This is a genomic window from Desulfosarcina widdelii (assembly GCF_009688965.1).
GTDB classification, from domain to species: Bacteria; Desulfobacterota; Desulfobacteria; order Desulfobacterales; family Desulfosarcinaceae; genus Desulfosarcina; species Desulfosarcina widdelii.
The window spans coordinates 5,047,096-5,070,384 of the sequence record NZ_AP021875.1; the positions used below are offsets into that span (position 1 = coordinate 5,047,096).

Consider the following 23,289-nt stretch of genomic DNA (forward strand, 5'->3'; position numbering starts at 1 on the left):
TCATTCGTCCGCGGTTTTTATTTCCGCACCGTTTTCTTCAAAAAAGCGGGTCAGTTTTTCCTTCTCGCCGATGGGGCAGCGGGCCAGCACCCCGAAGCAATCCCCGGTAAAGCGCTCGTCATAGAGCGGTTGGGTATCGAAGCGGGGCAGACGGGCCTGGGAGATCAGCCCCAGGACATTTCCGAAGACGGCGAACAGGATGGTGAATTCGAATCCCACGATGAAAAAAGGCACCAGCGCCACGACCGGTTTGCCGCTGACGATCAGCGACCAGCGGGTGGCGGTAAAAGCGGCCAGGGAAAACCCGGCGAAAAACCCGACGATGCCGCCGACCAGGGTAAACCAGCCCACCTTGCTCTTGGGCGGCTGAAGGGCATCCTCAATCTCATGGCTGGGGATGGGGCTGTGCACCCGCTCGATGGCCCAGGAGGTCTCCCGCAGCCGGTCGATGGCGTCGGCGGCGCCGCGCTGGCTGGAAAAGACCCCCATGATGGAAATGGTATCAGCCGTCATGGGACCCTCCTTCGTGCAGGGTTTCTTTCATCTCGGTCATGGAGACCGACGGCAGATGTTTGACGAAGAGCACGAACAGGAAAAAGAAGAGGCAGAAGCTGCCGACCATGATGCCGTATTCAACCCAGGTCGGGGCGTAAAGCCCCCAGGCGTGGGGCAGAAAATCATGGGCCACCGACCCGATGATGATCACGAAGCGTTCGTACCACATGCCCACGTTAACCAGCAGGGAGATGACGAAAAGTACCCGGATGTTGGTGCGCACTTTTTTAAAAAACAGCAGCAGCGGAATGAGGACGTTGCACGAGACCATGATCCAGTATTCCAGGGCATAGTCGCCAAAGGCCCGCCAGCGAAAGGATTCTATCTCCACGGGGTTGTGGCTGTACCAGGCGATGAAGATTTCGGTGGCATAGGCGAATCCCACAATGAGACCGGTGAAGATAATGGTTTTGGCTACACTTTCCAGGACCCGGTCGGTGATAATGGCTTCGTATTTGAAGATGATGCGCAAGGGGATCATCAGGGTCACCACCATGGCCAGGCCCGAATGTATGGCCCCGGCCACGAAATACGGCGCAAAAATGGTGGTGTGCCATCCGGGAACCACACTCAGGGCGAAATCCCAGGAAACCACGCTGTGCACCGAGATGACCAGGGGGGTGGCCAGAGCGGCGAAAAAGAGGTAGCCGCGGGCGTAGTGGCGCCAGATTTCATACTCTCCGGTCCACCCCAGCGAAATCACGGTAAAGATCTTGCGGCGCACCCCCACGGCGCGGTCGCGGATGGTGGCCAGATCGGGCAGCATGCCGGTATACCAGAACAGGCTGCTGACCGTCAGGTAGGTGGAAATGGCCACCACGTCGAACATCAGCGGCGACTGGAAGTTGGGCCACAGGGTCCGCTGGTTGGGGATCGGCAGCATGTAGTAGACCATCCAGACCCTTCCAAGATGGATGAAGGGATAGAGTCCGGCTGTGCACACGGCGAAAACGGTCATGGTTTCGGCGGCCCGGGCGATGGGATTGCGCCACGGCGCCCGGAACAGGTGCAGGATGGCGGAGATCAGGGTGCCGGAATGGGCGATTCCCACCCAGAAAACGAAGTTGATCAGATAGGTGCCCCAGTGCACCGGATTGTTCTGACCGGCGACACCGATGCCCACCAGGATCTGGTAGAGCCAGCATCCGGCTCCCATGAGCACTCCGGCGAAGAGCAGGGTCACGGTGACCCAGTAGCTGCGCGGCGGCGGGTCCAGCGTATCGAGTACGGTATTATCGATGGTTTGATAGGTGAGTGTTTGCTCCATCGGATCCTTTGTCCTATTCCGGATGAATCGGAATAAACAAATCACAAGCACCAAATTTCAAATAAATTCCAAATTCCAATATCCAAATCGCAAACAGAACCGGACCTGTGGTTTGGAATTTTTTTATTGGGATTTATTTGTGATTTGTATTTTGGTTATTGTGATTTCTCCTCCAATATCATGACCTGCAAACGAGTCGTGCACCAATTATTTAATTTAAACGGTTTGGGTCACCTTCTTCAAATAAATCACCGCCGGTTTGGTGTTGAGATAACCCATCACCTGATAGGCTCGCGGATCCTTGATCAGCTGGCTCACCCGGCTGTTTTTGTCCATCAGGCTGCCGAAGGTCAACGCGCCGGTGGGGCAGGTCTGGGCGCAGGCCGGCACCACCTCACCATCGCGGATGGGTCGCTTTTCGTTCTTGGCCGTGTTGTGCGCTTTTTTGATACGCTGGATGCAGAAAGAGCATTTTTCCATGACACCCTTGCTGCGCACGGTGACGTTGGGGTTGAGCTGCATGTTCAGCGGTTTGGGCCACTGCCAGTCGAACCAGTTGAAACGTCGCACCTTATATGGGCAGTTCTGGGCACAGAAGCGTGTACCGATGCAGCGGTTGTAAATCTGGTTGTTGAGCCCTTCTTTGGAGTGATGGGGCGCATAGACCGGGCAGACCGCCTCGCAGGGGGCGTTGTCGCAGTGCTGACACATCATGGGAAGAAAGGTCATGCGGGCCATGTCGTCCGGATCGTGGTAGCGCTGGATCTGCAGCCAGGCCATCTCGCGACCCTCCAGGATGCGCTGCTCACCGACAATGCCGATGTTGTTTTCGGCGTAGCAGGCCGCCACGCAGGCCGTGCAGCCAATGCAGCGGTCCATGTCCACGACCATGGCCCAGCGGTAGCCGTCGTGGTCGTGGGGCGGGTAGAGATCGCGCTTGGGATCGTAGCCTTCTGGGGTCGGCGGCGTCAGGGGAAAGGTGTCCATGGTCAGCCCTTCCTTGCCGTGGCCGCTTTTGTGTCCGATCTGCTCGACGGCCACGGTGGGGACGATTTTGCGGTGATACGCCACCCGGCTGCCCGATGTGGTGGCCAGTTGAACGGCCCGGCCGGTTTTCTGCATGTTCTTCAGCGCGGCAACGAATGACGGGGCGCCGGTGTCGGCATGGGTCGATGGATCCAGGAGGGACAGCGGGTTTGTGCCCTGGCCGCTGGCCCAGCGTCCGTAATCGGTGTGCCCCTGTCCGGCGGGCACGACGACAGTGCCCGGAAACACCCCCTCGTAGGCATAAGCCGGCACCTCGATTTCGCCGTTTGCGGTTTTCAGGAGAAGGACTTCTCCTTCCCGAACCCCGGAAGCGTTCAACGTGTCCGGGTGGACCAGGGCCGTGGTCTGCCACGGAATCTGGGTCAGGGTGTCCGGCGTTTCGATCAGCCAGGGCCGGTTGGCGCCGCGGCCGTCGAAAAAACGGATCGATGGCGGTGCCAGCAGTGTCGGCGCTTCTTTCGGCGCCGGCAGGGATTCCAGGCTGCGTTTGAGCGCTGCCGTGGCCCTGAGGTTGATTCGGGGGGAGCTGCCTTTTGGGCTTGTTTCGGGAAAGCGGCCGCCTTTCTGGATGGTTTGCAGCCAGTCGGTGGAACTGCTGCTGCCCAGTTTTTCCAGCACCACCCGGGTGACCCATTCCTGATAGCTGGCGGCCGGGCGCTGGTCCTCGGGAAGCAGACCGATCATCAGGTCTCCCAGTGCCGGGGCCTGGGTAATTTTGCCCATGGCCGGCTGCAAGGTGGCCAGGGTGGCGGTGTTGCCTTCATACATATCCCAGGTTTCCAGGGCCAGTTGAACGGGCACGACGAGATCGGCATGGGCGGTTGTCTCGTCCATGAAATTGGCAAAGGCCACAACGAAACGGTCTCTGGCTTTCAGTGTATTGGCGATGCGCTCGCCGCCGGGAATGGAGAAGACGGGATTGACGTTGTTGAGAAATACCAGCTCAACGGACCGGTCGTCCATGCCATCGAAGGCACCAAGAACCGCCGCTCGCGAATCGGCGATTTCCACCCGGTGGCGGTTTTCGAAATCGAACAGGGAAAGATCGGGGTCCAGCACCCGATTCAACAGCAGTGCAGCCAGCTCTGCGGCCACGGCTGAACCGTTTTCGCCGGTATTGCCGGTCCCCAATACGAGGGGACGGCGGGCGGCGAGAAGTCGCCGGGTGATGACGGCCTGATCCTCGGTGGAGACGCCGGACATGAGGGCCACCGTTTCCGGGGTGTAATCCTCAATCATATCCTTGAGCAATTTGCCAAGATTGCCGCCGACCTTGGGCCTGTCTTCCGCGGCCATCACCGATCGGATTTGTCCCATGATCACCACCGCTTCGGTGCCCGGGCGACAGCCGATCCAGCGGTCGGCATTGGCCCCGGTGAGGGACTGAAAGGGGCTTACCTGAATGAACAGACCCTTGGTGCCGTTGCTCAGCAGGTGCATGGCCTTGAATTTGCGGGCGTATTCCACCGGCGACAGCCAGGTTTCCAGGAAATCGGCGCCAAAACCCAGCAGCAGATCGGCCCGGTCCATGTTCAGGCCGGGCAGTATTGGGCTGCCAAAAAGCTGCTGGCAGGCGAATTTGAGCGATTCGTAGGCCAGGGGTTCGAAGACCACCGGGTCCGGGCCGCCAAAGTGATCCATGACACGGGCAAACAGGTCCAACTGGGTCTGCCCCACGGTCTCGGTGATCAGGGCCACCCGTTCTTTTCCGTGATCGGCCGCGGTTTCGGCCTTTTTCCGGATCAGGTTGCCGGCTTCGTAAAAGGAGAGCGTCTGCCAGCCGTCCGGCGTTTTCAGGCAGGGTTGCTGCAGACGGTCGGGATTGTAAATTCCCTGCAGTGCTGCCTGTCCCCGGATGCAAAGGGCGCCGCGATTGGTCGGATGCAGCGGATTTCCCTCCAGCTTGATGACCCGTCCTTCCCGGTTTTTGGCCAGCACTCCGCATCCTGCCGGGCACTCTCGGCAGGTCGAGGCATACCAGGCTGCCTCGCCGGTGACCATGTCCTCGGTGGCCTGGACCATTGTAAAGAGATTGCTTTCCGATTTGGAAGAACAGCCGGCGGCAAAGGCGACGCTGCCCATGGATGCAATTTTGAGAAAGGTTCTGCGGTTCATACAGGTTGCCTGTCAATGCCGGGGTTTCCATGCCGGTGACATGGATCGGTCGGTTCAGCGGTTCGTCGTACAGTCGATGGACGGGCAAAAATCTGAGAAAATCTCGCGTCGCCTTGGCGGTACGATGGTGGAGCAAAGGGGGACCAGCAGACGCGAATTGTGGTAAATGAAATCAACGATAGCAAAAGGCCAAAGGGGTGTCAATTGCCGAATACGGCAAAAACAATATAAGCATATGATTAATAATGGGATATAGCTATCAGGGGGTGGGGTGGGCACCCGGATCCTATCCGGTTTGGCGCCAGGCGATTTTAAAAAGGGTTGGTCATCCAGACGCCGGTTCGCAGACGCCAGACCAGAGCCGGCCCGGCCGTCAGGGTCGTGAAAAGGATGATGGCAGCCAAAAGCTGCCATGCTGAATGATGAATGCGTTTGACCGCCGGCTTTGACAGGATCGGGTGGCGGCTGCGGACGCGGTCGGCGGTCCACAAAGAGATCGAGGAGAGAACGACGACCGCAATGCAGCCGAAAATGAGAAATCCGGCCCCGTAGTAATCCGAAAGGAAGAGGCACCAGGGGCAGGGGTGGGAAAGCACCTGGTAATAGTACACCGACCAGAAATGTTTGATACAGATCGATGCCGCAGGGGCCCAGAGTATCATGATCGCGGCCGGCAGGATGCCCGACCCGTGTTCGGGGAGGTGAATTCTTCGGACTGCCAGGATCAGCAAACTGACGGATCCTGCCAGGTGCCCCCAAAAGGAGGCCGCCAGGAGTCGTCCGGTGACGGCCGCTGCCGATGTTTCCTCGAGTACTTGATCGTAAACCGCCGCACAGCAGCTTACCGGCGGGGTCGATTCGACTTGCATCAGGGCCAGCCAGGAATAGATAAAGGCTGCAAGGAGAAACGGTGCGGCGGTGAGCCAGATACGAGCGGCCTGCCACGTCAATCCTCCCATGGGATCAAAGCGGTTCAACCGCTCCAGCACCCACCAGGCGTAAAGGATGACCAGGGCCAGACCCCAGAAAATCAAAGCTCGGCTGCCGTAGCTCCCCATGGCCTGCAAGACGCCGGTGCCGCACATGGCGCCGGGGACCACCCGGTGCCAGGCCACGGCAATGCCGATCAGACCCAGCAAGGCCGCTGACGCCAGACAGGCCAATGCTCCCCTGGCCAGCAGGGCGGCGACTTCAGCGTCGCGTTCCCTGAGGAGCTGGCGGCTGTCGGTACGATTCGGTTGCCAGTCGAGAAAAACATTGACTGATCGAAGGGCAGCCAGCCCGTAAATCAAAAGTCCGGTGAAGGCCGCCGACCAGAAGGCCCACGTCAGCGGATGCCAGATCACGTCGGATTTCCCCGAGTCAGGCGGCCGGATGCCAGGTGGTAGCGCAGATGAAAGGCGACGGATGTCTTTAGCCGCGGATCCTGGGAACAGACCACCGTGACGGCGCCGGCATCGGCGGCAGCCCGCAGTTGTGCGATTATTTGCCGGGCATGATCATCGTCCTGAAAGGCCGTGGGCTCGTCGGCCAGGATGAAGCGGGGCTCTCCGCTCAGGGCCCGGGCCACGGCCAAACGCTGGCGCTGGCCGCCGGAAAGCTCCCTGGCTGGGAACCGGCCTAAGTCGGCCAGGTCGTTCTCTACGAGTCGTTTTTGAATTTGCGCTTGCATGCGGGACCAGGAAATTTTTCTGGGGATCAGGGGGAGAAGAAGATTTTCCGCGGCACTGATATCCGGGACCAGGGCCAGATGCTGGAAAACGATGCCCACATTGCGTCTCCACGGGTCGCGATGGTTTGCCGGCCAGCGGGAGATGGGCTGGCCGTCGGCATGAATTTCTCCGCCGGTGGGGCGCAGCAGTCCGCCCAGAAGGTTCAGCAGCGTGCTTTTGCCAGCGCCGGTTTCACCGGTGACCAGGGTGAGTGTGCCGGGGGCGAACCGAGCGTCCACCGATTCCAGGACAGGCCTTTTTGCGCTGCAACGCCCCGGCCAGTGAAAGCCGAGCCGGTGGCAGACGAATCCGGGGATCAGTTCCATGGGTCGGCCATCAGCAGGTGCCAGGGTTCGTTGGCCACCTGTTTGACGGTGGCCAGAAATACTGCCGCCAGGTAAGGGATGATTACCAAAGCGGAGATTTCCAGCAGGGCGATCAGCGCGCCGGAACGGCTGAGGACCAGGGCGGGCAGGTGCTGGCCGCCGGTGAGCCACCACGCGGCGATGCCGGCGGCCGGCGGGTAGAATACCACCGAGTAGGCCGATGCCAGCCCGGCCGCCAATGCGGGCGTCCCGAGCAGAGCGGCCTGGAAGATTTGCAGCCGCACCAGATCGCCGGTTGTCCATCCGAGGGACTTGAGCAGACCCCAGTGGGCCTGCCGGCTGCTGCCGGTTGCGGCGGTACCGGCAACGATCCATACCAGTGCGAGGATGGCCGGCACACAGGCTACCACGGAGATGCCGCCCCTATGCACCGCTCGCTGGTGGTGCCGAAGGACACCGTCGCTGCGTCCGGTGATGTGGACCGGCCAGGGAAAGGCATCGGCCAGATCCGCCTGGATGGCAGGTTCTTCCTCTTCGTGGAAGAGACTGACGGCCAGATCGCTGGCCTCACCCGGTAACAGGCCCAGCAGCCGCCGGGCATCGTTCGGCGCCATCCAGACCAGGTCATGGGTGGCCAGACAGGTTTGGGCGGGAAAGGTGCCGACAATGGTCAATTGCAGGCGCTCCTGGCCGACGAGAATCAGGCGCCCGTCCTGAAGCGTCTCGACCACACCCCGGCCTACCACTGCCTGACCGCTGACGGGAGGCGTCAACCCTTGCAGGATGGTTTCGGGAATCACCCCCGGCGAGGCTACCACCGTCACCGGTCCCCGGGGCCCTGTTGCGACACCCCACAGCCGGGGGGTGGGGGTCAGGGCGCCGGGGACGGATGCCGCTGCTGCCACGGCTGTCTCAGCAGGCATGGGCGCCCAGCCGCCGGCATTGATGCGTCGGACGATCAGGTCCGGCGCCTGGACCATGAGCTGGTTCCAGGTGGTCTCCATTGCCTGACTGAACAGCAGTGCTACGGCGATCAGGAAGCTCACGCTGGCCAAGCAGGCCGATACGAGAAGTCCCCGGCCGGGGCGGCGCAGAATGTCCCGCGCGGCCCAGACGAGCAGAGGGTATTCCTTGAGACCAGATTTCATCGCGTGGTCTCCACACCGACGGTGTAGCGTAAATCGATTCCCGGATGCAAGGTTTCCGGGTGGCGCAGCGGCGTACCGGCACTCCAGAGGGCTGGCGCAGAAAGGGCCAGGGACATCATCCATCGGCTCGCTTCGGTAGCCCCCTTATCCTTCCGGATCAGCAGATCGGCAGCAATGGAAAAAGCGATCAGCGCCACAACGGAAAAGGCAATCGCCACCAGAAGGCCGGCTCCCTTGCAAGGTGCCGGCACATCCGTTCTATTTTGGATGAAAGCGGATTTCATGCTACTGTTCCGGCAGTTCTCTATGACTGATTTTCCGCCACAGCGCGTCGTCGATCTGGTTAAAACGAAATATGGTTTGGCCGCCATGACGTTTTGTAAAGGCGTCCAACTGACCGGCATCGCCCAAGGCGATGATGGCCGGCCCCATGGGGCCCACCACATCGGAGCCGGAAATCCAGGTGGCCTTGCGGGCGTCGATGGGTTTGCCGGAGAAGTAGTCCAGGACCATCAGGCGGTCAATGGCCGCTTTTTCTTTCCCTAAATAGGCCTTCGGCCGCAGCCATGCGCGCAGCAGACAGCCGTTGCTGCAAAAATAATAGGTCTCTCCGCTTTTCAGCGTAATGGCGGCGGCCGACCGGGGCCGCCGGGCGGGAAACATGGCGCAGACCGGGCAGCGGTCGGACGCGCTGAGGTTCAGTGACCCTTCGGAAGCTAAGGGGCGCAATGCCGGTGCCGGCCCGCTTTCAGCGCCGTATATCGTGGCGGCGGTCAGCATCAGTGCGAGTATTGAGAAAATGGCCGTCATCATGCGATCAGGTCGCAGAGAAAAGGGCAAACCGAACCTCCTTTGGGGCGACTTGTGAAAATCGTTTGGGTCGAGCAGCCAGAAGAGAATGTCAATTTAGATGGTTTTATGCCAAACTGCAAGGGAGACGTGACAAAGACAAGTCCAAGACTTCGTTTTACATTTTCGGGAAAGGATCCATGCCGATATCATCGACTGAACTGACGGCCCTGTTCATGCTGGGGCTTTTGGGCACCGGCCATTGCATCGGCATGTGCGGCCCGTTGATTGTGGCGCTGCCCGGACAGGCTGGACGCTTTTCGGCCCACCTGGCCTACCATGCCGGCCGACTGATCACCTACACCCTGATTGGCGCCCTGATGGGGGGCTTGGGCAGCGGCTTGATTCGTCTGGCTTCGGTACTTGGCAGGGACCCCATGGTCTGGATGGCCAGGACGCAGATGGGAATCGGCCTTCTGGCGGGACTTTTCCTTTTGTTTTTCGGTCTCTCCCGGCTGGGTTTCGTTGCCGAGCCCAACTGGCTGGCGGTGGCCAACCCTGCCGCTATGCCCGGTTGGCGGGGCCTGATGGGCCGGGTTGCCGACCGGCGCAGCAACGGGGATCTTTTTCTCATGGGATTGATCCTGGGGGGGCTGCCCTGCGGTCTTTCCTATGCCGCATTCGCCAAGTCCCTGTCCGCCGGGGGAACGTTGGCCGGAGCGGCGATGGCCCTGGTTTTCGGTCTCGGCACCCTGCCGGGCCTTCTGGCTGTCGGTGCCGGGGCCGCAGCTCTTTTAAGGCGTTATCGACGGCAGGCCGACCTGCTGGCCGGACTCATCATGATAGGCATGGCAGCCTTGCTGCTGGTAAACGTGATCACGGCCTTCGGCAAATGAAAATCATTTGTTGAAGCCCTCCAATTTTTTATGATACTTTAATTACAATGTTTTTTTGTAGCCTGCTGCCAGCCGTTTGAAAATTGGAACGTTTGCCACAGGAGCCGATTGTATGGATTCGTCTACGCTTCTGAACCTGAGAAAATTCCTGGTGCCGGAAATCGTCTACGGCCCCGGTGCGCTCGGGCTGGCTGGCCGTCATGTTGCGAATTTCGGTGCGACCCAGGTGCTGATCGTAACCGATCCGGGAGTCGTCGCTGCCGGGTGGACGGGAAAAGTTGAGGCCAGCCTGAAGGAAGCCGGCATTGCTTACCGGGTTTTCAGTGGGGTTTCGTCCAATCCCAAGGATCATGAGGTCATGGCGGGGGCAGAGATCTGCCGCCGCCAGAGCTGCGATCTGATTCTGGCCGTGGGGGGTGGAAGCCCCATGGACTGCGCCAAGGGGATCGGCGTCATGGTGGGCAATCCAGGCCATGTCGTCGATTTCGAAGGTGTGGATGCCGTCCCCAGTCCGGGCCCGCCCCTGATCTTCATCCCCACGACAGCGGGATCGTCGGCCGATGTTTCCCAGTTCGCCATCATCACCGACACGAAACGGGGAGGCAAGATTGCCATCATCAGCAAGATGGTGATTCCCGATATCGCCCTGGTCGATCCCGAAACCACGCTGACCATGCCGGCGGATCTGACGGCCGCCACCGGAATGGATGCCTTGTGCCACGCCTTTGAGGCCTATGTATCTACGGCCGCCTCGCCGCTAACCGACATGGCCGCCAGGCAGGCCGTCCGGTTGGTCTTCGATAATCTGGGAGGAGCTTACCGGGAACCGGCCAACATGATGTTCAGGGAGAACATGATGATGGCCAGCCTCATGGCCGGTCTGGCCTTTTCCAATGCCAGCCTGGGACTGGTCCATGCCATGGCCCACAGTTTGGGCGGAGTAAAGGATTTAAACCATGGAGAGTGCAATGCGCTCTTATTGGAAAAGGTGGTGCGCTTCAATTTTCCAGCCGCAGCCGATAAATACATTCAGCTTGCCGGGGCCATGGGGTTGGTAGCCAGCGATCAGCAACCCGAAAAAGCCGTCGCGGCGATTGTGGATCGGATTGCCTCTTTGCGCAGCAGCCTGGGGATCACGCAACGGCTTCTGGATATGGGTGTGGCTTCAACCGAATTGCCCCAACTGGCCGGGTTCGCATTTCATGATCCCTGCCTGGCGACCAACCCGCGCCAGGCCCGACCCGATGAGATCGCCTCGATTTATCGAGAAATCTATTAAACCCGAACGAAGCTTCGAGAACAAAACCAAAGTTCTCGGCAGCCGGCTCAAACGATCATGTGCAAATCCGACCAGACGGCTAAATCCAAACAGGCCCGTGAGAAATTTCTAGGCCTGAGCCTGGAATCCACCCGCAAGAGCTACTACCCCCAGCTACAGGCCCAATTGTCCGCCCTGCGTGAAAATGAACGGCGGTTGCGCCTTTTGACCGACAACCTGCCGGCCCGTATTTCTTACGTCGATGCAGATCGGCGGTTCCAGTTTGTGAACCGCGAATATGAACGGGTCTTGGGACTCAGCCGAAACGCCATTGTCGGCCGCCATCTGCGTGATGTCCTGGGAGAAGACCACTACGGCAAGATAGAGAAACAGGTCCATAACGTACTGGCGGGAAATCATGTCCGTTTCGAGGTAATGCTGTCCGAAAAGGACAAAGGTACCATCTGGCTTGAGGCCAACTATGTACCCTATTTGGCAGAAGATGGCATAGTGCTCGGCTTTTACGGTCTTACCCATGACCTGACCGAACGCAAACGGGCGGAGAACGCGCTGCGGGAAAGCGAGGCCAAAAACAGAGAATTGGTTCAGCACGCGCCTGCCGGCATCTGCGAGTTCGACCTCGAGAAGCGAGGTTTTACCAGCGTGAACGAGGTCATGTGCAAGTATACCGGCTACAGCGAAGATGAATTTTTATCCCTCGATCCCAACATACTGCTGACCGATGAGAGTAAAAGCACCCTTGATCGGATGATCGCAGACGTGTTGGCGGGTGACCGCCGCCCGGCTCCCGCCGAATTTTCGTTCCGATGCAAAGACGGCCGAATCATCCGTGTCCTGGTCCATGCCCGGTTTTTTTTCGAAGGCGCCCTTCCCAAGCGGGCCATGGCGGTGGCCCATGACGTGACGGCCCTCCGGGAAGCCGAGGAGGCTAGAAAGCAACTGGAAGCCACGCTTCAGCGGACCCAGAAACTGGAATCTCTGGGAACCCTGGCCGGTGGGATCGCCCACGATTTCAACAACCTCCTCATGGGCATCCAGGGCAATGCCTCCCTGGCCCTGATGGAAAACGATCCGGGATCTTCGGACCACAAACATCTGAAAAACATCGAAACCTACGTCCAGCGGGGCGTCGGTCTGACCCGCCAGTTGCTGGGATTGACCAGGGGCGGTAAATACGAAGTCAAACCAACCGATTTGAAAAAGCTGATCGCCAACGGTGCGGATATGTTCGGGCGCACAAAAAAGGAGATTCAGATCGAACTGGCCGTGGAGGAGGATTTGTGGTCGGCGGAAGTGGATCGCGGGCAAATCGATCAGGTTCTGCTCAACCTGTACATCAACGCTTCGCATGCGATGCCAAGGGGCGGGCGTTTGACCATCGGTGCTCGCAACGTGCGCCTTGCGGAAGACGTTGCGGCCGCTTACGGCATCCAACCGGGCAGGTACGTCCGTGTTTCCGTGACGGATACGGGCACGGGCATCGATCCTGCGGTCCGCAAGAAGATTTTCGATCCTTTTTTTACCACCAAAGAAGTCGGCAAGGGCAGCGGGCTCGGATTGGCGTCCGCCTTCGGCATCCTCAAGAACCATAACGGCGCCATCGATGTTGACAGCGAACCGGCTTGCGGCAGCACATTCTTCTTCTATCTTCCCATTTCACAGAAAAGCGCCCGAAAAGAAACCAAACGGTACGAAACGCTGGCTTCGGGGCATGGGACCGTACTGCTGGTTGACGACGAATCCATGGTGCTGGATGTGGGCGAAAAACTGCTCAAAAAGATCGGCTACACGGTCCTCACCGCTAGTTCGGGAGAGTCCGCCCTGGACATTTATGCACAAAACGCGGATCGGATCGACCTGGTGATTCTGGATATAATCATGCCGCAGATGGACGGCGGCGAAGTCTTCGATCGATTGAAAACCATCAATCCCGATGTCGCGGTGCTGCTGGCCAGCGGATACAGCATCGACGGCCAGGCCGAGAGTATTATGGCCCGGGGTTGTCGTTCCTTTATCCAAAAACCCTTTACGATCGTCGAGTTGTCCAAACGGTTGCGGGAGGTGCTTGGCTAATCGGCTAGGATGTCAACCCCGACTCCTGCATCATGGGCAGCAGGTGCGCCAGGCTTTCCCGGCCGGCTTCCTCGGGACGGTCGGTATAGGGGTAAAGTTCCAGGCTCATGTCGTGGCTGTATCCCAGCCGCTGCATGGCGTCGAAAACCGATGGAAAATCGATGGCGCCCAAGCCGGCGATGAGGTGATTGTGTTCGCGGGTAGGGGCGATGTCCTCGATGTGAATGTGGCCCACCCAGGGAAAGAGTTCTTCGAAGGCGGCCGCCGGATCTTCGCCGGCACAGAAAAAGTGGCCGATGTCGAAGTTGACGCCGACAACGGAGGACTGGATGGCTGCCACGAAAGGTTTGATCTCCGAGGTGCGTTCCATGAGCAGGTCCGGCTCGGGTTCGACGAGCAGCCGGACGCCCAGTTCCTCGGCCCTGGGAATGACCTGATCCATGCCCCGGTGAAACAGGCGCAAGGCTTCCTGCCGGGTCATGCCGGCGGGCAGGGGACCGCCCGGCGGGATCGAGATATTGCCGCATCCGATAAATGCGGCGATATCCAGGCAGGCCAGGGTGTGGTCCACGCGGATATTCCGGCGGTCTTCCTCCGGTTCGATCCAGGAAGGCAGATAGGTGTCGCCCACGGCAAAAAGGGTGAAGCTGTTCAGGTTCGTGGGTTTCAGCCCGTTTTTCTCAAGGTTGGCCTTGACCGTTTTCAATCTCTCGTCGTCATACTCCGGGGGATAGAGATGGGGCTGGTCGCACATGATCTCGACGCCCTTGAAACCCAGCCGGGCGATGCGGTCGAATGAATCCAGCAGCGAGAATTTCACGAAGGCGTTGGTGCTGTAACCAAAAACCATTCAAACATCCTTTCTATTCGGCGTATTCTATACGCCTTGTAATGCAAAGACATATAGCGAAATGAAAAATGGTTAACCCTTAACGGCTCCGTTGATGCGTGTTTCGATGCGGATCTCCAGATTTTTCAGGGCCGCCAACTGCTCTTCGAAGGTTAACGGGACGTTGCCCCCCACCGGTTTTTTAAAATAAAAGCCCAGGTCGGAAACCGGACCGCCGATTCCTGCCGCTTGCAGGGCCGCCGCCCAGCGGGCCAGATCCAGGGCCATGGGGGCGGCCAGGATGGAGTCCCGGCCCTGGAGGTTGAGGCGCAGGCTCATGGGCAGGCCAAAGATGCCGGCGATGTCGATGACGTCCCAGGCTTCCTTGGCATCGCCTCGGGGCGGGTAGTAGTCGATGTGCACCTTATGGGTGGACCGTCCGTGACGTTCGCCCACCGGATACCCGAGAATGTCGTCCAGAAGACGGGTTTTGTTGTTCAGCTTGCCGCAGGCGTTGTCCGGGTCCATCAGGTTGAGACCGTCGGCGTTGCCCAGAATGTTGAGGCTGTACCAGCCGTCCACATAAAGTCCACGCGCCTTGAGAGCCGAGGCCAGCACCACCTTGAAATAGGTCTGGCCGGTCTTGCCGTCGCGTCCGGCGATGGGCACGCTCTTCTCGTTGGCCAGGCTGCAGATGACCGGCAGTTCCACGGAGTTGGGGGTGAAGTTGACCACGGGGATGCCGACGTCGATGGCGGCAGCGACATAGGCCAGATCCGGAAGGACGGCTTCGGCGTCTTCGGCCAAGAGGGCTTTCAGGTCCGGGTAGCGGTCCGGCTCGGCCACGTCGCAGGCCGCCGGCAGCAGGTTGATCAATACCGGTCGGCTTTCCGGAAAACGGTTGCGGCAGCGGCCGATATCGTCGCCAATTTGCTTTGCCTGGTCACCGATGGATCCTTTGGCGGCCGGAGCGGTGAAGACGGTCATCTCTTCCAGACGGTCCACGTGGGGCCGATATACGTCCTCGGGCAGCACACCGTGGCGGGAAATGGCATCGGAGACGGTTTCGTCTGAACAATCCCATCCGGCCATGGCTACCGACGGAACGTCGCCCATAAAGGCGAACCTGTTGCCGGTGGTAAGCCCCGGTAGGATCAGTTGCGGGTCGTTTTGCATGGCCGCGATGGAGGCGGCCAGGGTGCTGCCGATTGCGCCTTTGGCTCCTGCCACCAGCAGCAGCAATTCGGGATGCGTTTCCAGCTTTCTTACCATGGACATCAATATTCCTTATTCCGTAAGCGTTTCAAAAACCAACATTGAATGCAACTCAGGGAGAAGAGAGCAGTGCCTTGAACTGGGCGATGTGCTTTTTCTCCTCGGCAACAATCTGGTCCAGATTTGCGGCGATGGTCGGGTCGTCGACGAAGGTCCTGAGGATGTTGTAAAAGGCGATGGTGTCCTCTTCGAAGCCGATGAAGGTGCGGATCATTTCGTCGGGGTTGGCGATGGCCTCGAAATCCACCTCCTGCAGGGAAAAGGCCTGCTCCCGGACCACGTCTTCGGCCAGGGCTTTGCTCATTTCCGCCAGCAGGTGGTCGTCCTCGCCCTTGGAAAGTCGATCTCTCAATTCGGCGAACCAGCGGCCATGGTGCCGCTCTTCCCGGGCGATCCATTCCAGCAGCGATTTCAGATCCTCATTTTCCGTATGCCCGCGGGCATCCCGGTAGGTTTTCTCACCGTTGCTTTCCAGCCGGATGGCGATATCGAGGATATCCTGGGCGGTAAACATGGGCGCTCCCAATCGTATAAAGTCAACATCAATGTTCAGACCGGGACAGGTGTAATAGATTCCCGGCTAAGGATCAACCCAGTTTTGACGGTTCCGAAAAAAGTTAAGAATGTCATCTATACATCTTTCCGGCAGAGTTGCCGGGCGCAACACTATCCATTTATTTCAATTTTAATACGTGACCGCAACCGGGGGTTGCAGCCTTTCAAATGTATTCAGCTATTCACGTTTCGATCAATTCCGGTGTGTTGGAATTCACCCTGGACAAAAACGTCATCGCTTCGTTATTGTTATAGTAATAAAATACTATTTAACAGTACCAGCGACAAAAGTATATGAGAGACCCCCACCTCAAACACAAGGAGTGACGACAACATGGAAAAAATGAAAGTGCTGGACCTCATGGTCACGAAGGATCGATTCCCAAAGATATCCGACGACACAACTTTTTTCGATGCGCTTGTCACCCTGGAAAAGGCACAGGAAAAATATCTGGCCGGGAAAGCCGAGCAGAGAATTCTGCTTGTCGAAGATGAGCACGGAAAGATTGTCTCCAAAATATCACCCATCGATCTGATGCGGGGGCTTGAAAAACAGTACGAGCAGATCAACCTGGGTGAAATTATACGGCGGTCCGGACTTACCTATATCTGGACGGCCATGCAGAAAGACTACCGGCTGTGGGAAGACCCGTTCAACGATCTTTGCCGCAAAGCCATCGAGGTAAAAATACGAAACTTCATCAAGGCACCGGGTGAAGGCCAGATTGTCGGAGCTGAAGATGCTCTTGCCAAATGCTTCCACCTTTTTGTTATGAACCGCCACGACTCGCTTTTCGTTGTCGAGGACGATGAAATTATCGGCCTGCTGCGGTTTTCGGATGTGTACAAAAAGGTTTCGAAGATTATGAAGGCCTGCGCCTTATAATTCGTTTTTATCAATCGGCTGGCGGCTGAATCGCAGACCCATAAAGAATCTATGCTGTTCCAGCGACGGCCGATGCGCCCGCCTCGAGGGCCCGGATAGCGTTCTGTAGCAGTTGGACCTTCCCCTTGAGTCGGGTTTTCAAAACTGCAGCGACATCGTCCACATCGCAGTGCAGCCAGCCCTTAACAAAATTCGTTTCGGATATCCGGCGGAGCGTGAACCCCAGCATCAGCAGGTTCAGGGTTTTGGGGTCGTCCATCTGCCGGGCCAACCGGTCCGCGTCGAGAAAAAAGAGTCGTCCGGTTGCCGCAGCCTCCATGGGTGCGGGGCTGTTGACAGTCGCCCAGCCGTTTTTTTTGAGGTAGCCTCCATGTTGGGAGAGGTTTTCGGCTTTCAGGGCGATGAGACCGTCGGCCTGGCCGGGATTGATCAGCGGGCTGCTGAATTCCCCTACCTTGAGATGGGAGATCACCGTGCCGCCGCGCTGGGCCATGCCGTGGGTTTCGGAAGTAAACACCGGCAGCCCCTTGGCGATGGCCGCCTCGGCCAGCAGGCGGGTGACAAACAGCACCCCCTGGCCGCCCACGCCGCTGATGACAATCTGGTTTCGGGGTTTGTCTTTCATTATTTTTCTTTCTTCTCCACGATGGCTCCCTTGGGACAGACGTTCAGGCAGACCCCGCATCCGATGCACACCAGCGGGTCCACCTGGGTGCGACCGCCGTCGTCCACCGCGATCAGTCCCGGACACTCGAAGTGCTGGTGGCAGTATCCGCAGCCGTCGCAATCCTCGGTCACCTCGATTTGGACGGGTTCTGGAGTTTTGCCCTGGCGCACCAGGTCGAGGATGCAGGGATGGCGGGCGATGACAACGGCCGGTCCCGTGTCACGGCTGTAGGCCACCGCCTTTTTAAGGGTCGCTATGAAGGTTTGGGTGTCGTAGGGATCTCCGGTTTCGAGAAACCCCACCCCACAGCCCCGCACGATGGCTTCCAGGTCCACTTTCGCCAAGTCTTCGCCGGTGATGCCTTTTCCTGTGGCCGGTGTGGGCTGGCTGCCGGTCATGGCTGTGGTGCGGTTGTCCAGGATGGCCAGCACGAAACCGACGTTCTGAACCACGGCATCGATCAGGGCCGGCACACCGGCGTGGAAAAAGGTGGAGTCGCCGATGGTCGCCACGACATCGGGCCGTTTTTCGGCGCCTTCATAGGCGTGGAAAAAACCGGCAGCCTGGCTGACGGCCGCACCCATGCAAAGTACTGTGTCCACGGCTTTGAGGTTCAGCCCCAGGGTGTAGCAACCGATGTCACTGGTGTAGATGCCCCGCGGGGCCGCTTTCTTGATCGCATAGAAACTGGCCCGGTGGGGACATCCGGCGCACAGTGTCGGCCGCCGTCCGGGCACCAGGGGCATCTCGGGAATATTGACGCCGACGCCGGCAAAGTTGGCCAGCAACGCTTCGGCTTTTTCGGGCAGCAGTTCGCCGACCCGCGGAACCACGGCGTTCAATTTGCCCTGGACGCGTCCACGGTCGGCCAGCTGCATCTCGATGATTCCGGTGGTTTCTTCCAACACCAGGATCTTATCGTAGGTGTTCAACAGGTGCTCGATAAAAGGGGTGTGCAGGGGAAAGGGTTGCAGCACCTGGTAGAACGGCAGCCGGTCCCACAGGCCGAGGTTTTTGAGCGCCTCGGCCGTATATGCCGCGGCGACGCCCGAGGCGACCACGGCCTGGGGTGCATCGGCGTTGGGGTTGTGAAACAGGGGCGCGGTATCCGGGTGTTTGGCGATACGGGCCAGCTTTTCTTCCAACTCCCGATGAAGCTGGAAACGGAATTTGGGGGTTGCCGCCCAGCGCAGTGGATCTTTTTTGAAATCGGGTTTCGATTCCAGTGGAAGAATTTCACCCGGGCGCACATCCTGCCTGGAGTGGCACACCCTGGTGGTGGGGCGCAGCATCACCGGAGTCTTGAAGGCCTCGGAAAGGCCATAGGCCAGGGCGACCATATCTTTGGCCTGGCGGGGGGAATCCGGGTCCAATACGGGGATTTTGGCCATCATGGCCATCATTCGGCTGTCCTGCTCCGTTTGGGACGAGTGGGGGCCGGGATCGTCAGCGCTGACGATCACGAATCCGCCCGCCGAGCCCATGTACGCTGCGCTCATCAGCGGATCCGAGGCCACGTTGAGGCCTACCTGTTTCATGCTCACCGCCGTTCGCAGACCGGCCTGGCAGCCGGCATAGGCGATTTCGAAGGCCACCTTTTCGTTCACGGCCCACTGGATGTGCATCCGTCTGTCTAAGCTACGGGCGGTTTTTGCCACCGCAGCCAGAATTTCCGAAGAGGGGGTGCCCGGATAGGCCGTGGCCATGGCACACCCGTTTTCGATCAATCCGCGGGCAATGGCTTCGTTGCCCATCATCAGCTCTTTTGCGACTGCCTGTTGCATGCTTTCCTCATCTGAACATCAAGATAGATTATCCCGTTGCTCATACACGGTAATGGGACAATTGTCGAGTGCCGGCTGTTTTCGGAAGGGTCGATGCCGGGGGGGGTCAAGTCTGGTTTTTAAGATCGGGGTAATAAATATCTTTGCAGGGCGGGCAGATGGTATGGGTGAAATTCGTATCGGTATGCGCTCTGACGTATTCATCCAGGGGCCACCATTGATTATCTTCGTCCCGGATTCGCCGGCAGCCACTGCAGATCGGCAACAGCTTGCGCAGCTCTTTTATCTCCTTCAACAATTCCTCTTTTTCCGCCAAAGCCTTGGCCAATTCTTGATTCTGATTTTCCAGTTCCAGTTCGGCGTTCTTTCGATTTGAAATATCGCGGGTAACGCCAACGATTTTGGGCGGGCCGTCAGGCTCTTCGACTTGTTTGACCCTGACTTCGGCCCAGCAGGTCTCGCCGTTTTTTTTGTTCAGTTCCAGTTCCATCGAATGGGAGGTCTGTGTGCCATCCTGATCCGCCGCTTTGATATCGGCGATCATAGCGACGGCGCGTCGAGCGGATCCCGGTGTCAGGCGTTCCAGGATCGAGGTGCCGATGGTTTCGTCGGCTCCGAATCCACTGATTCTGGAAATGGAGGGTGTGATGTACTCGAACTTTAAGCTTACGGGATCGATTAGCCAGACGGCATCCACCAGGTTTTCGGTAATCAGGCGATGCGTTCGTTCCAGTTCTTTGATTTGTCTTATTAGGAATCGATACCCCGCGGCTTGCCGCGGGGTATTTCACTTTCCAGCGGCAATAGATGATGGGTCAGAGAAACAGACCGCCTATGATAAGTTTCGCTGCCATGGCGATGGCAACTCATTTTCATCCGTCCAGCACGTCCCGGATCTTGACCGCCAGATCCTTCAGCGAAAACGGCTTCTGGATGAAGTTTACCCCTTCATCCAGTACGCCGCGATGGGCGATGACATCGGCGGTGTAGCCGGACATGAACAGGTGCTTCAATCCCGGTCGGATCTCCAGCAGCCGGTTGGCCAGTTCTCGTCCGTTCATTTCTGGCATGACCACATCGGTAATGAACAGCTGGATATCGGTGCTTTCGCCTTCGATTATTCGGAGGGCCTCATTGGGGGTTGCCGCTATGAGTACATTGTATTCCAGCCGCTGAAGCATCATTCGTCCCATTTCCCGCATGGTCGGATCGTCTTCCACCATGAGGATCGTCTCACCCTGGCTGTGGGGGATTGTTGCCTCGGCAGCTGTCTTTTCATCTTCCACGCTTGCAGCCTGCCGGGGAAGGTAAAGATCAAAGGTCGTGCCGATGCCGGGTTCGCTGGAAAGCTGGATGAATCCATCGCTCTGTTTGACGATGCCGTAAACCGTAGCCAGTCCCAGACCCGTTCCCTGGCCGACGCCTTTGGTGGTATAAAACGGTTCAAAGACGTGCATCTGGGTTTCCCGATCCATGCCGCGGCCGTTGTCATTTACGGAGAGCCGCACATAATCTCCCGGCAGGCAATCGGCATATGCGCTGCAGGAGTTTTCATCGAAGGATACGGTTTCGGTCTGTATGGTTATTTTGCCGACATCGGCAATGGCATCCCGTGCATTGACGCACAGGTTGGCCAGGATTTGATCCATATGGGAGGGGTCCATTTTAACGCTGCATTGGCCGGTCGATGGGTTCCAGGTCAACTCGATGTTTTCGCCGATGAGCCGGCGCAGCATTTTGAGCGTCCCCTCCACCGAGGTATTAAGGTCGAAAACTACCGGCTCTACGGTCTGCTTGCGGGCGAAGGCCAGAAGCTGACGGGTGAGATTGGCCGAGCGCTGGGCAGCGTCGAGGATCTTACTGAAACTTTTACGAATGGGATCAGAGGCATCCAGCGTTTGCATGGCCAGTTCGGAATAGCCAATGATGGCCCCCAGCATGTTGTTGAAATCGTGAGCCACCCCGCCGGCCAGAACACCTACCGCCTCCAGCTTCTGGGACTGGTTCAACTGCTCTTCCAGCTTGCGGCGCTCCTCTTCCAAACGCTTTCGGTCCGTTATATCCTGCATGGCGAAGATCAGATAGTCTTCGTCCGATATGCTGATTACTCTTGCAGAGTAAATGCCGGTGCGCACCGCTCCGTCCTTGCACCGGAAACGAATTTCACGATGGGACACTTCTTTTTGGTCTTTCAGATCCTTGACCATGCGCATTCGTTCCGAAGGATCGAACCAGAATTGAATGTCGACAGATGTGCGCCCGATGACCTCGTCTCTTTTCCAGCCGGTGGTCTCCTCGAAGCCGATATTTACATCGGCGAAAAGGCCATCCTCCAGGCGGGTGATCGTGATGAAATCCGGCGCCATCATAAAAACTTTGGAGAATTTTTCTTCGGACAGGCGCAGCATCTCTTCGGCTCTTTTGCGCTCGGTGATGTCCACCGCGATCTCCAGCCGCACGTCGCGGCCATCCGGCCAGCGAATGATTTGATCGACGATGGCGACATCCGAGTCCATCGTGGGGTTGTGGTATTCCCACCGGTGGGCCTGCCCATTGTTGTTGAGAATGATGTCGTTGGTGCAGAAATCACACGGATGGTCAAGGCCCTGGAGCGCTTCGTAGCATTGCTTTCCAGTCGGATCACTGCCGAGCAGTTCACGCAGACGGCGGTTGGCGAAGATGATTTTGTTGGTAACCGGATCGGAAACATAGATGAACTCATCGATGCTGTTGAAAACGGAGAGCAACTGTTGCCGTTCAAAATCGATGGACGCTTCCTCGCGCTTGCGTTCCGAGATATCCCGGAAATCCCATACGCGTCCGATTTCCTTTCCGTTGATGACCATTGGGGTGGTATGGCACTCGAAAACCCGTCCGTCTTTAAAGGGAATTTCGTACATGTCCTGGATCCCGCTGTGATAGAGCCGGTCGACGACCTCCTGGAAGCCGGTCGGGTTCGCCAATTGGTCTCGAACAAATTCTCTCAAGGTGGCATCGTCATCGGTTTCCCTGAGTTCGGGTGGCACCCGCCACATCCGGTAGAACTGCCGGTTGGCCTGGATGACCTTCAAATCGTTGTTGACGACCAGGATGCCGTCGGTGGTTGAATCAAAGGTTGCCCGCAGCAGCTCCATGCTTTCCTGAAGGGCCGTTTCCTTCTGACGCCGTTCGGTGATATCCACGGTCATGGATAGAATCTGCCTGCGCCCCTCTAGTTCCAGCAATACGGCCGAGTAGATGATATGGGCGGGTGTTCCGTCACTCTTAAGGACCGTAGCTTCGAGATTTTTCAAGGAGCCTTGTTTCGCAAGCGTCTTAAGGAGGGCTTCAACCTCTTCATCCGTGATGAGGGTGTAATCCTTCGGCCGGATAGTGCCCAACTGCTCTTTTGTGAGGCCCCGACTCTCGAGATACGCCTGGTTGGCGTCAATAATGGTCCCATCCTCGAAGCTGTTGATGGCAATTGCATAGGGGGCGTGGTCGAAAATGGCACGGAATTTGGCTTCGCTCTGGGCTGTCTTGCCTTGGTCCTCCTTTATGGACTGGATATTTACATCCAAGCCGGTGATTCTCGTCGGAAAGCCCTCTTCATCCCATTCGACGGCTTTGCTTTTTGAAAGCACCCAGCACCAGGTTCCGTCCGCCTGCCGGATGCGGAGTTCCGCCTCATACATCCCTTTTTCATCTTTGCGGATATAGTCTTCGAAAAAACAGATGACGTTCGGTCGGTCTTCCGGATGCACGAGAAGCAGGTGTTCGTCGAGGGGGACGATTTTTTCCTGTGGGGGATAGCCGAGCATGGCATACCATTGCGCACTCAGATAAATTGTTGTTTTTTCCGGATGGGATTCCCAGATTCCCGCCTGGGTGGCCTCGGTGGCCAATTGCAGCAGCTCGGTCTGATGGGTTACTTTCCGTTGGATTTTTTCCAGACTGGCTACTTTTTCGCTGAGCCTGCGTTTGAGCAGAAAATTGACGCACGCCAACGTCAGCAAAAAGATCGTGCCCAGGATAGTGATAAATATCATCATGCAGAGCACCCCGTTTCCATGTGGCACCTGATTCGGTTTAATATTATAGCGATTT

At 58.1% G+C, this 23,289-nt stretch carries 19 protein-coding genes; 4 read left to right on the forward strand and 15 right to left on the reverse strand.

Translation table 11 applies throughout. The features are described 5' to 3' along the window. From GN111_RS23190 to GN111_RS23220, 8 genes are all read right to left on the reverse strand, one after another. Window positions 1-513: a DUF3341 domain-containing protein gene (locus GN111_RS23190; protein WP_155306037.1), complete on the reverse strand. Its 513-nt coding sequence runs from the start codon at window positions 511-513 to the stop codon at window positions 1-3. Further along, the gene (gene nrfD, locus GN111_RS23195; protein WP_155306038.1) at window positions 503-1,822 is read right to left on the reverse strand and encodes an NrfD/PsrC family molybdoenzyme membrane anchor subunit; all 1,320 of its coding nucleotides are present in this window, start codon (window positions 1,820-1,822) and stop codon (window positions 503-505) included. The genes GN111_RS23190 and nrfD overlap by 11 nt, the downstream gene beginning before the upstream one ends. Before the next feature lie 216 nt (window positions 1,823-2,038). Continuing rightward, window positions 2,039-4,984: a 4Fe-4S dicluster domain-containing protein gene (locus tag GN111_RS23200; RefSeq protein ID WP_155306039.1), complete on the reverse strand. Its 2,946-nt coding sequence runs from the start codon at window positions 4,982-4,984 to the stop codon at window positions 2,039-2,041. Window positions 4,985-5,295: 311 nt separating this feature from the next. Beyond that, window positions 5,296-6,330: a hypothetical protein gene (locus GN111_RS23205; protein ID WP_155306040.1), complete on the reverse strand. Its 1,035-nt coding sequence runs from the start codon at window positions 6,328-6,330 to the stop codon at window positions 5,296-5,298. After that, window positions 6,327-7,022 carry an ATP-binding cassette domain-containing protein gene (locus GN111_RS33410; protein ID WP_170302424.1) on the reverse strand — a complete coding sequence of 232 codons (696 nt, stop codon included), beginning with the start codon at window positions 7,020-7,022 and terminating at the stop codon, window positions 6,327-6,329. Before GN111_RS33410 ends, GN111_RS23205 begins: the two co-directional genes overlap by 4 nt. Further along, complete coding sequence (locus GN111_RS33415; protein WP_170302425.1) at window positions 7,013-8,170, reverse strand: ABC transporter permease family protein; 1,158 nt, start codon at window positions 8,168-8,170, stop codon at window positions 7,013-7,015. The genes GN111_RS33410 and GN111_RS33415 overlap by 10 nt, the downstream gene beginning before the upstream one ends. Next, window positions 8,167-8,454 carry a hypothetical protein gene (locus GN111_RS23215; RefSeq protein ID WP_155306042.1) on the reverse strand — a complete coding sequence of 96 codons (288 nt, stop codon included), beginning with the start codon at window positions 8,452-8,454 and terminating at the stop codon, window positions 8,167-8,169. The genes GN111_RS33415 and GN111_RS23215 overlap by 4 nt, the downstream gene beginning before the upstream one ends. Window position 8,455: 1 nt before the next feature. Further along, window positions 8,456-9,010, reverse strand: a complete 555-nt coding sequence (locus tag GN111_RS23220) for a nitrous oxide reductase accessory protein NosL (RefSeq protein WP_170302426.1) — start codon at window positions 9,008-9,010, stop codon at window positions 8,456-8,458. 149 nt (window positions 9,011-9,159) lie between these two features. Here GN111_RS23220 and GN111_RS23225 point away from each other — a divergent pair, with 149 nt between their 5' ends. From GN111_RS23225 to GN111_RS23235, 3 genes are all read left to right on the forward strand, one after another. Then, window positions 9,160-9,855: a sulfite exporter TauE/SafE family protein gene (locus GN111_RS23225; RefSeq protein ID WP_170302427.1), complete on the forward strand. Its 696-nt coding sequence runs from the start codon at window positions 9,160-9,162 to the stop codon at window positions 9,853-9,855. Window positions 9,856-9,967: 112 nt separating this feature from the next. Then, complete coding sequence (ercA, locus tag GN111_RS23230) at window positions 9,968-11,134, forward strand: alcohol dehydrogenase-like regulatory protein ErcA (protein ID WP_155306045.1); 1,167 nt, start codon at window positions 9,968-9,970, stop codon at window positions 11,132-11,134. A 57-nt stretch (window positions 11,135-11,191) separates the two neighbouring features. Next, entirely contained in the window at window positions 11,192-13,207 is a 2,016-nt protein-coding gene (locus GN111_RS23235) for a hybrid sensor histidine kinase/response regulator (protein ID WP_155306046.1), read from the forward strand. 4 nt (window positions 13,208-13,211) lie between these two features. Here GN111_RS23235 and GN111_RS23240 read toward each other — a convergent pair whose 3' ends face one another. The 3 genes from GN111_RS23240 to GN111_RS23250 all read right to left on the reverse strand — a co-directional run bounded on the left by GN111_RS23240 (window position 13,212) and on the right by GN111_RS23250 (window position 15,825). Beyond that, window positions 13,212-14,057: a sugar phosphate isomerase/epimerase family protein gene (locus GN111_RS23240; RefSeq protein WP_155306047.1), complete on the reverse strand. Its 846-nt coding sequence runs from the start codon at window positions 14,055-14,057 to the stop codon at window positions 13,212-13,214. 72 nt (window positions 14,058-14,129) lie between these two features. Continuing rightward, window positions 14,130-15,314, reverse strand: a complete 1,185-nt coding sequence (locus GN111_RS23245; protein WP_155306048.1) for an inositol-3-phosphate synthase — start codon at window positions 15,312-15,314, stop codon at window positions 14,130-14,132. A 49-nt stretch (window positions 15,315-15,363) separates the two neighbouring features. Further along, entirely contained in the window at window positions 15,364-15,825 is a 462-nt protein-coding gene (locus GN111_RS23250) for a ferritin-like domain-containing protein (RefSeq protein ID WP_155306049.1), read from the reverse strand. Window positions 15,826-16,200: 375 nt separating this feature from the next. On the opposite strand from GN111_RS23250, the gene GN111_RS23255 reads away from it, so the two are divergent. Further along, window positions 16,201-16,752: a CBS domain-containing protein gene (locus tag GN111_RS23255; protein WP_155306050.1), complete on the forward strand. Its 552-nt coding sequence runs from the start codon at window positions 16,201-16,203 to the stop codon at window positions 16,750-16,752. A gap of 49 nt (window positions 16,753-16,801) precedes the next feature. Here GN111_RS23255 and GN111_RS23260 read toward each other — a convergent pair whose 3' ends face one another. The 4 genes from GN111_RS23260 to GN111_RS23275 form a co-directional block, all read right to left on the reverse strand. Then, window positions 16,802-17,377, reverse strand: coding sequence for a 2-oxoacid:acceptor oxidoreductase family protein (locus GN111_RS23260; RefSeq protein ID WP_155306051.1), 576 nt, complete (start codon window positions 17,375-17,377; stop codon window positions 16,802-16,804). Further along, complete coding sequence (locus GN111_RS23265) at window positions 17,377-19,203, reverse strand: thiamine pyrophosphate-dependent enzyme (protein ID WP_155306052.1); 1,827 nt, start codon at window positions 19,201-19,203, stop codon at window positions 17,377-17,379. The genes GN111_RS23260 and GN111_RS23265 overlap by 1 nt, the downstream gene beginning before the upstream one ends. A 106-nt stretch (window positions 19,204-19,309) precedes the next feature. Further along, on the reverse strand, window positions 19,310-19,954 hold the full coding sequence (locus GN111_RS23270) for a PAS domain-containing protein (protein ID WP_155306053.1): 645 nt from the start codon (window positions 19,952-19,954) through the stop codon (window positions 19,310-19,312). 121 nt (window positions 19,955-20,075) lie between these two features. Next, a complete protein-coding gene (locus tag GN111_RS23275; RefSeq protein WP_155306054.1) occupies window positions 20,076-23,234 on the reverse strand; it encodes a PAS domain S-box protein in 3,159 nt (1,052 codons plus the stop codon). Between the last annotated feature and the right edge of the window lie 55 nt (window positions 23,235-23,289).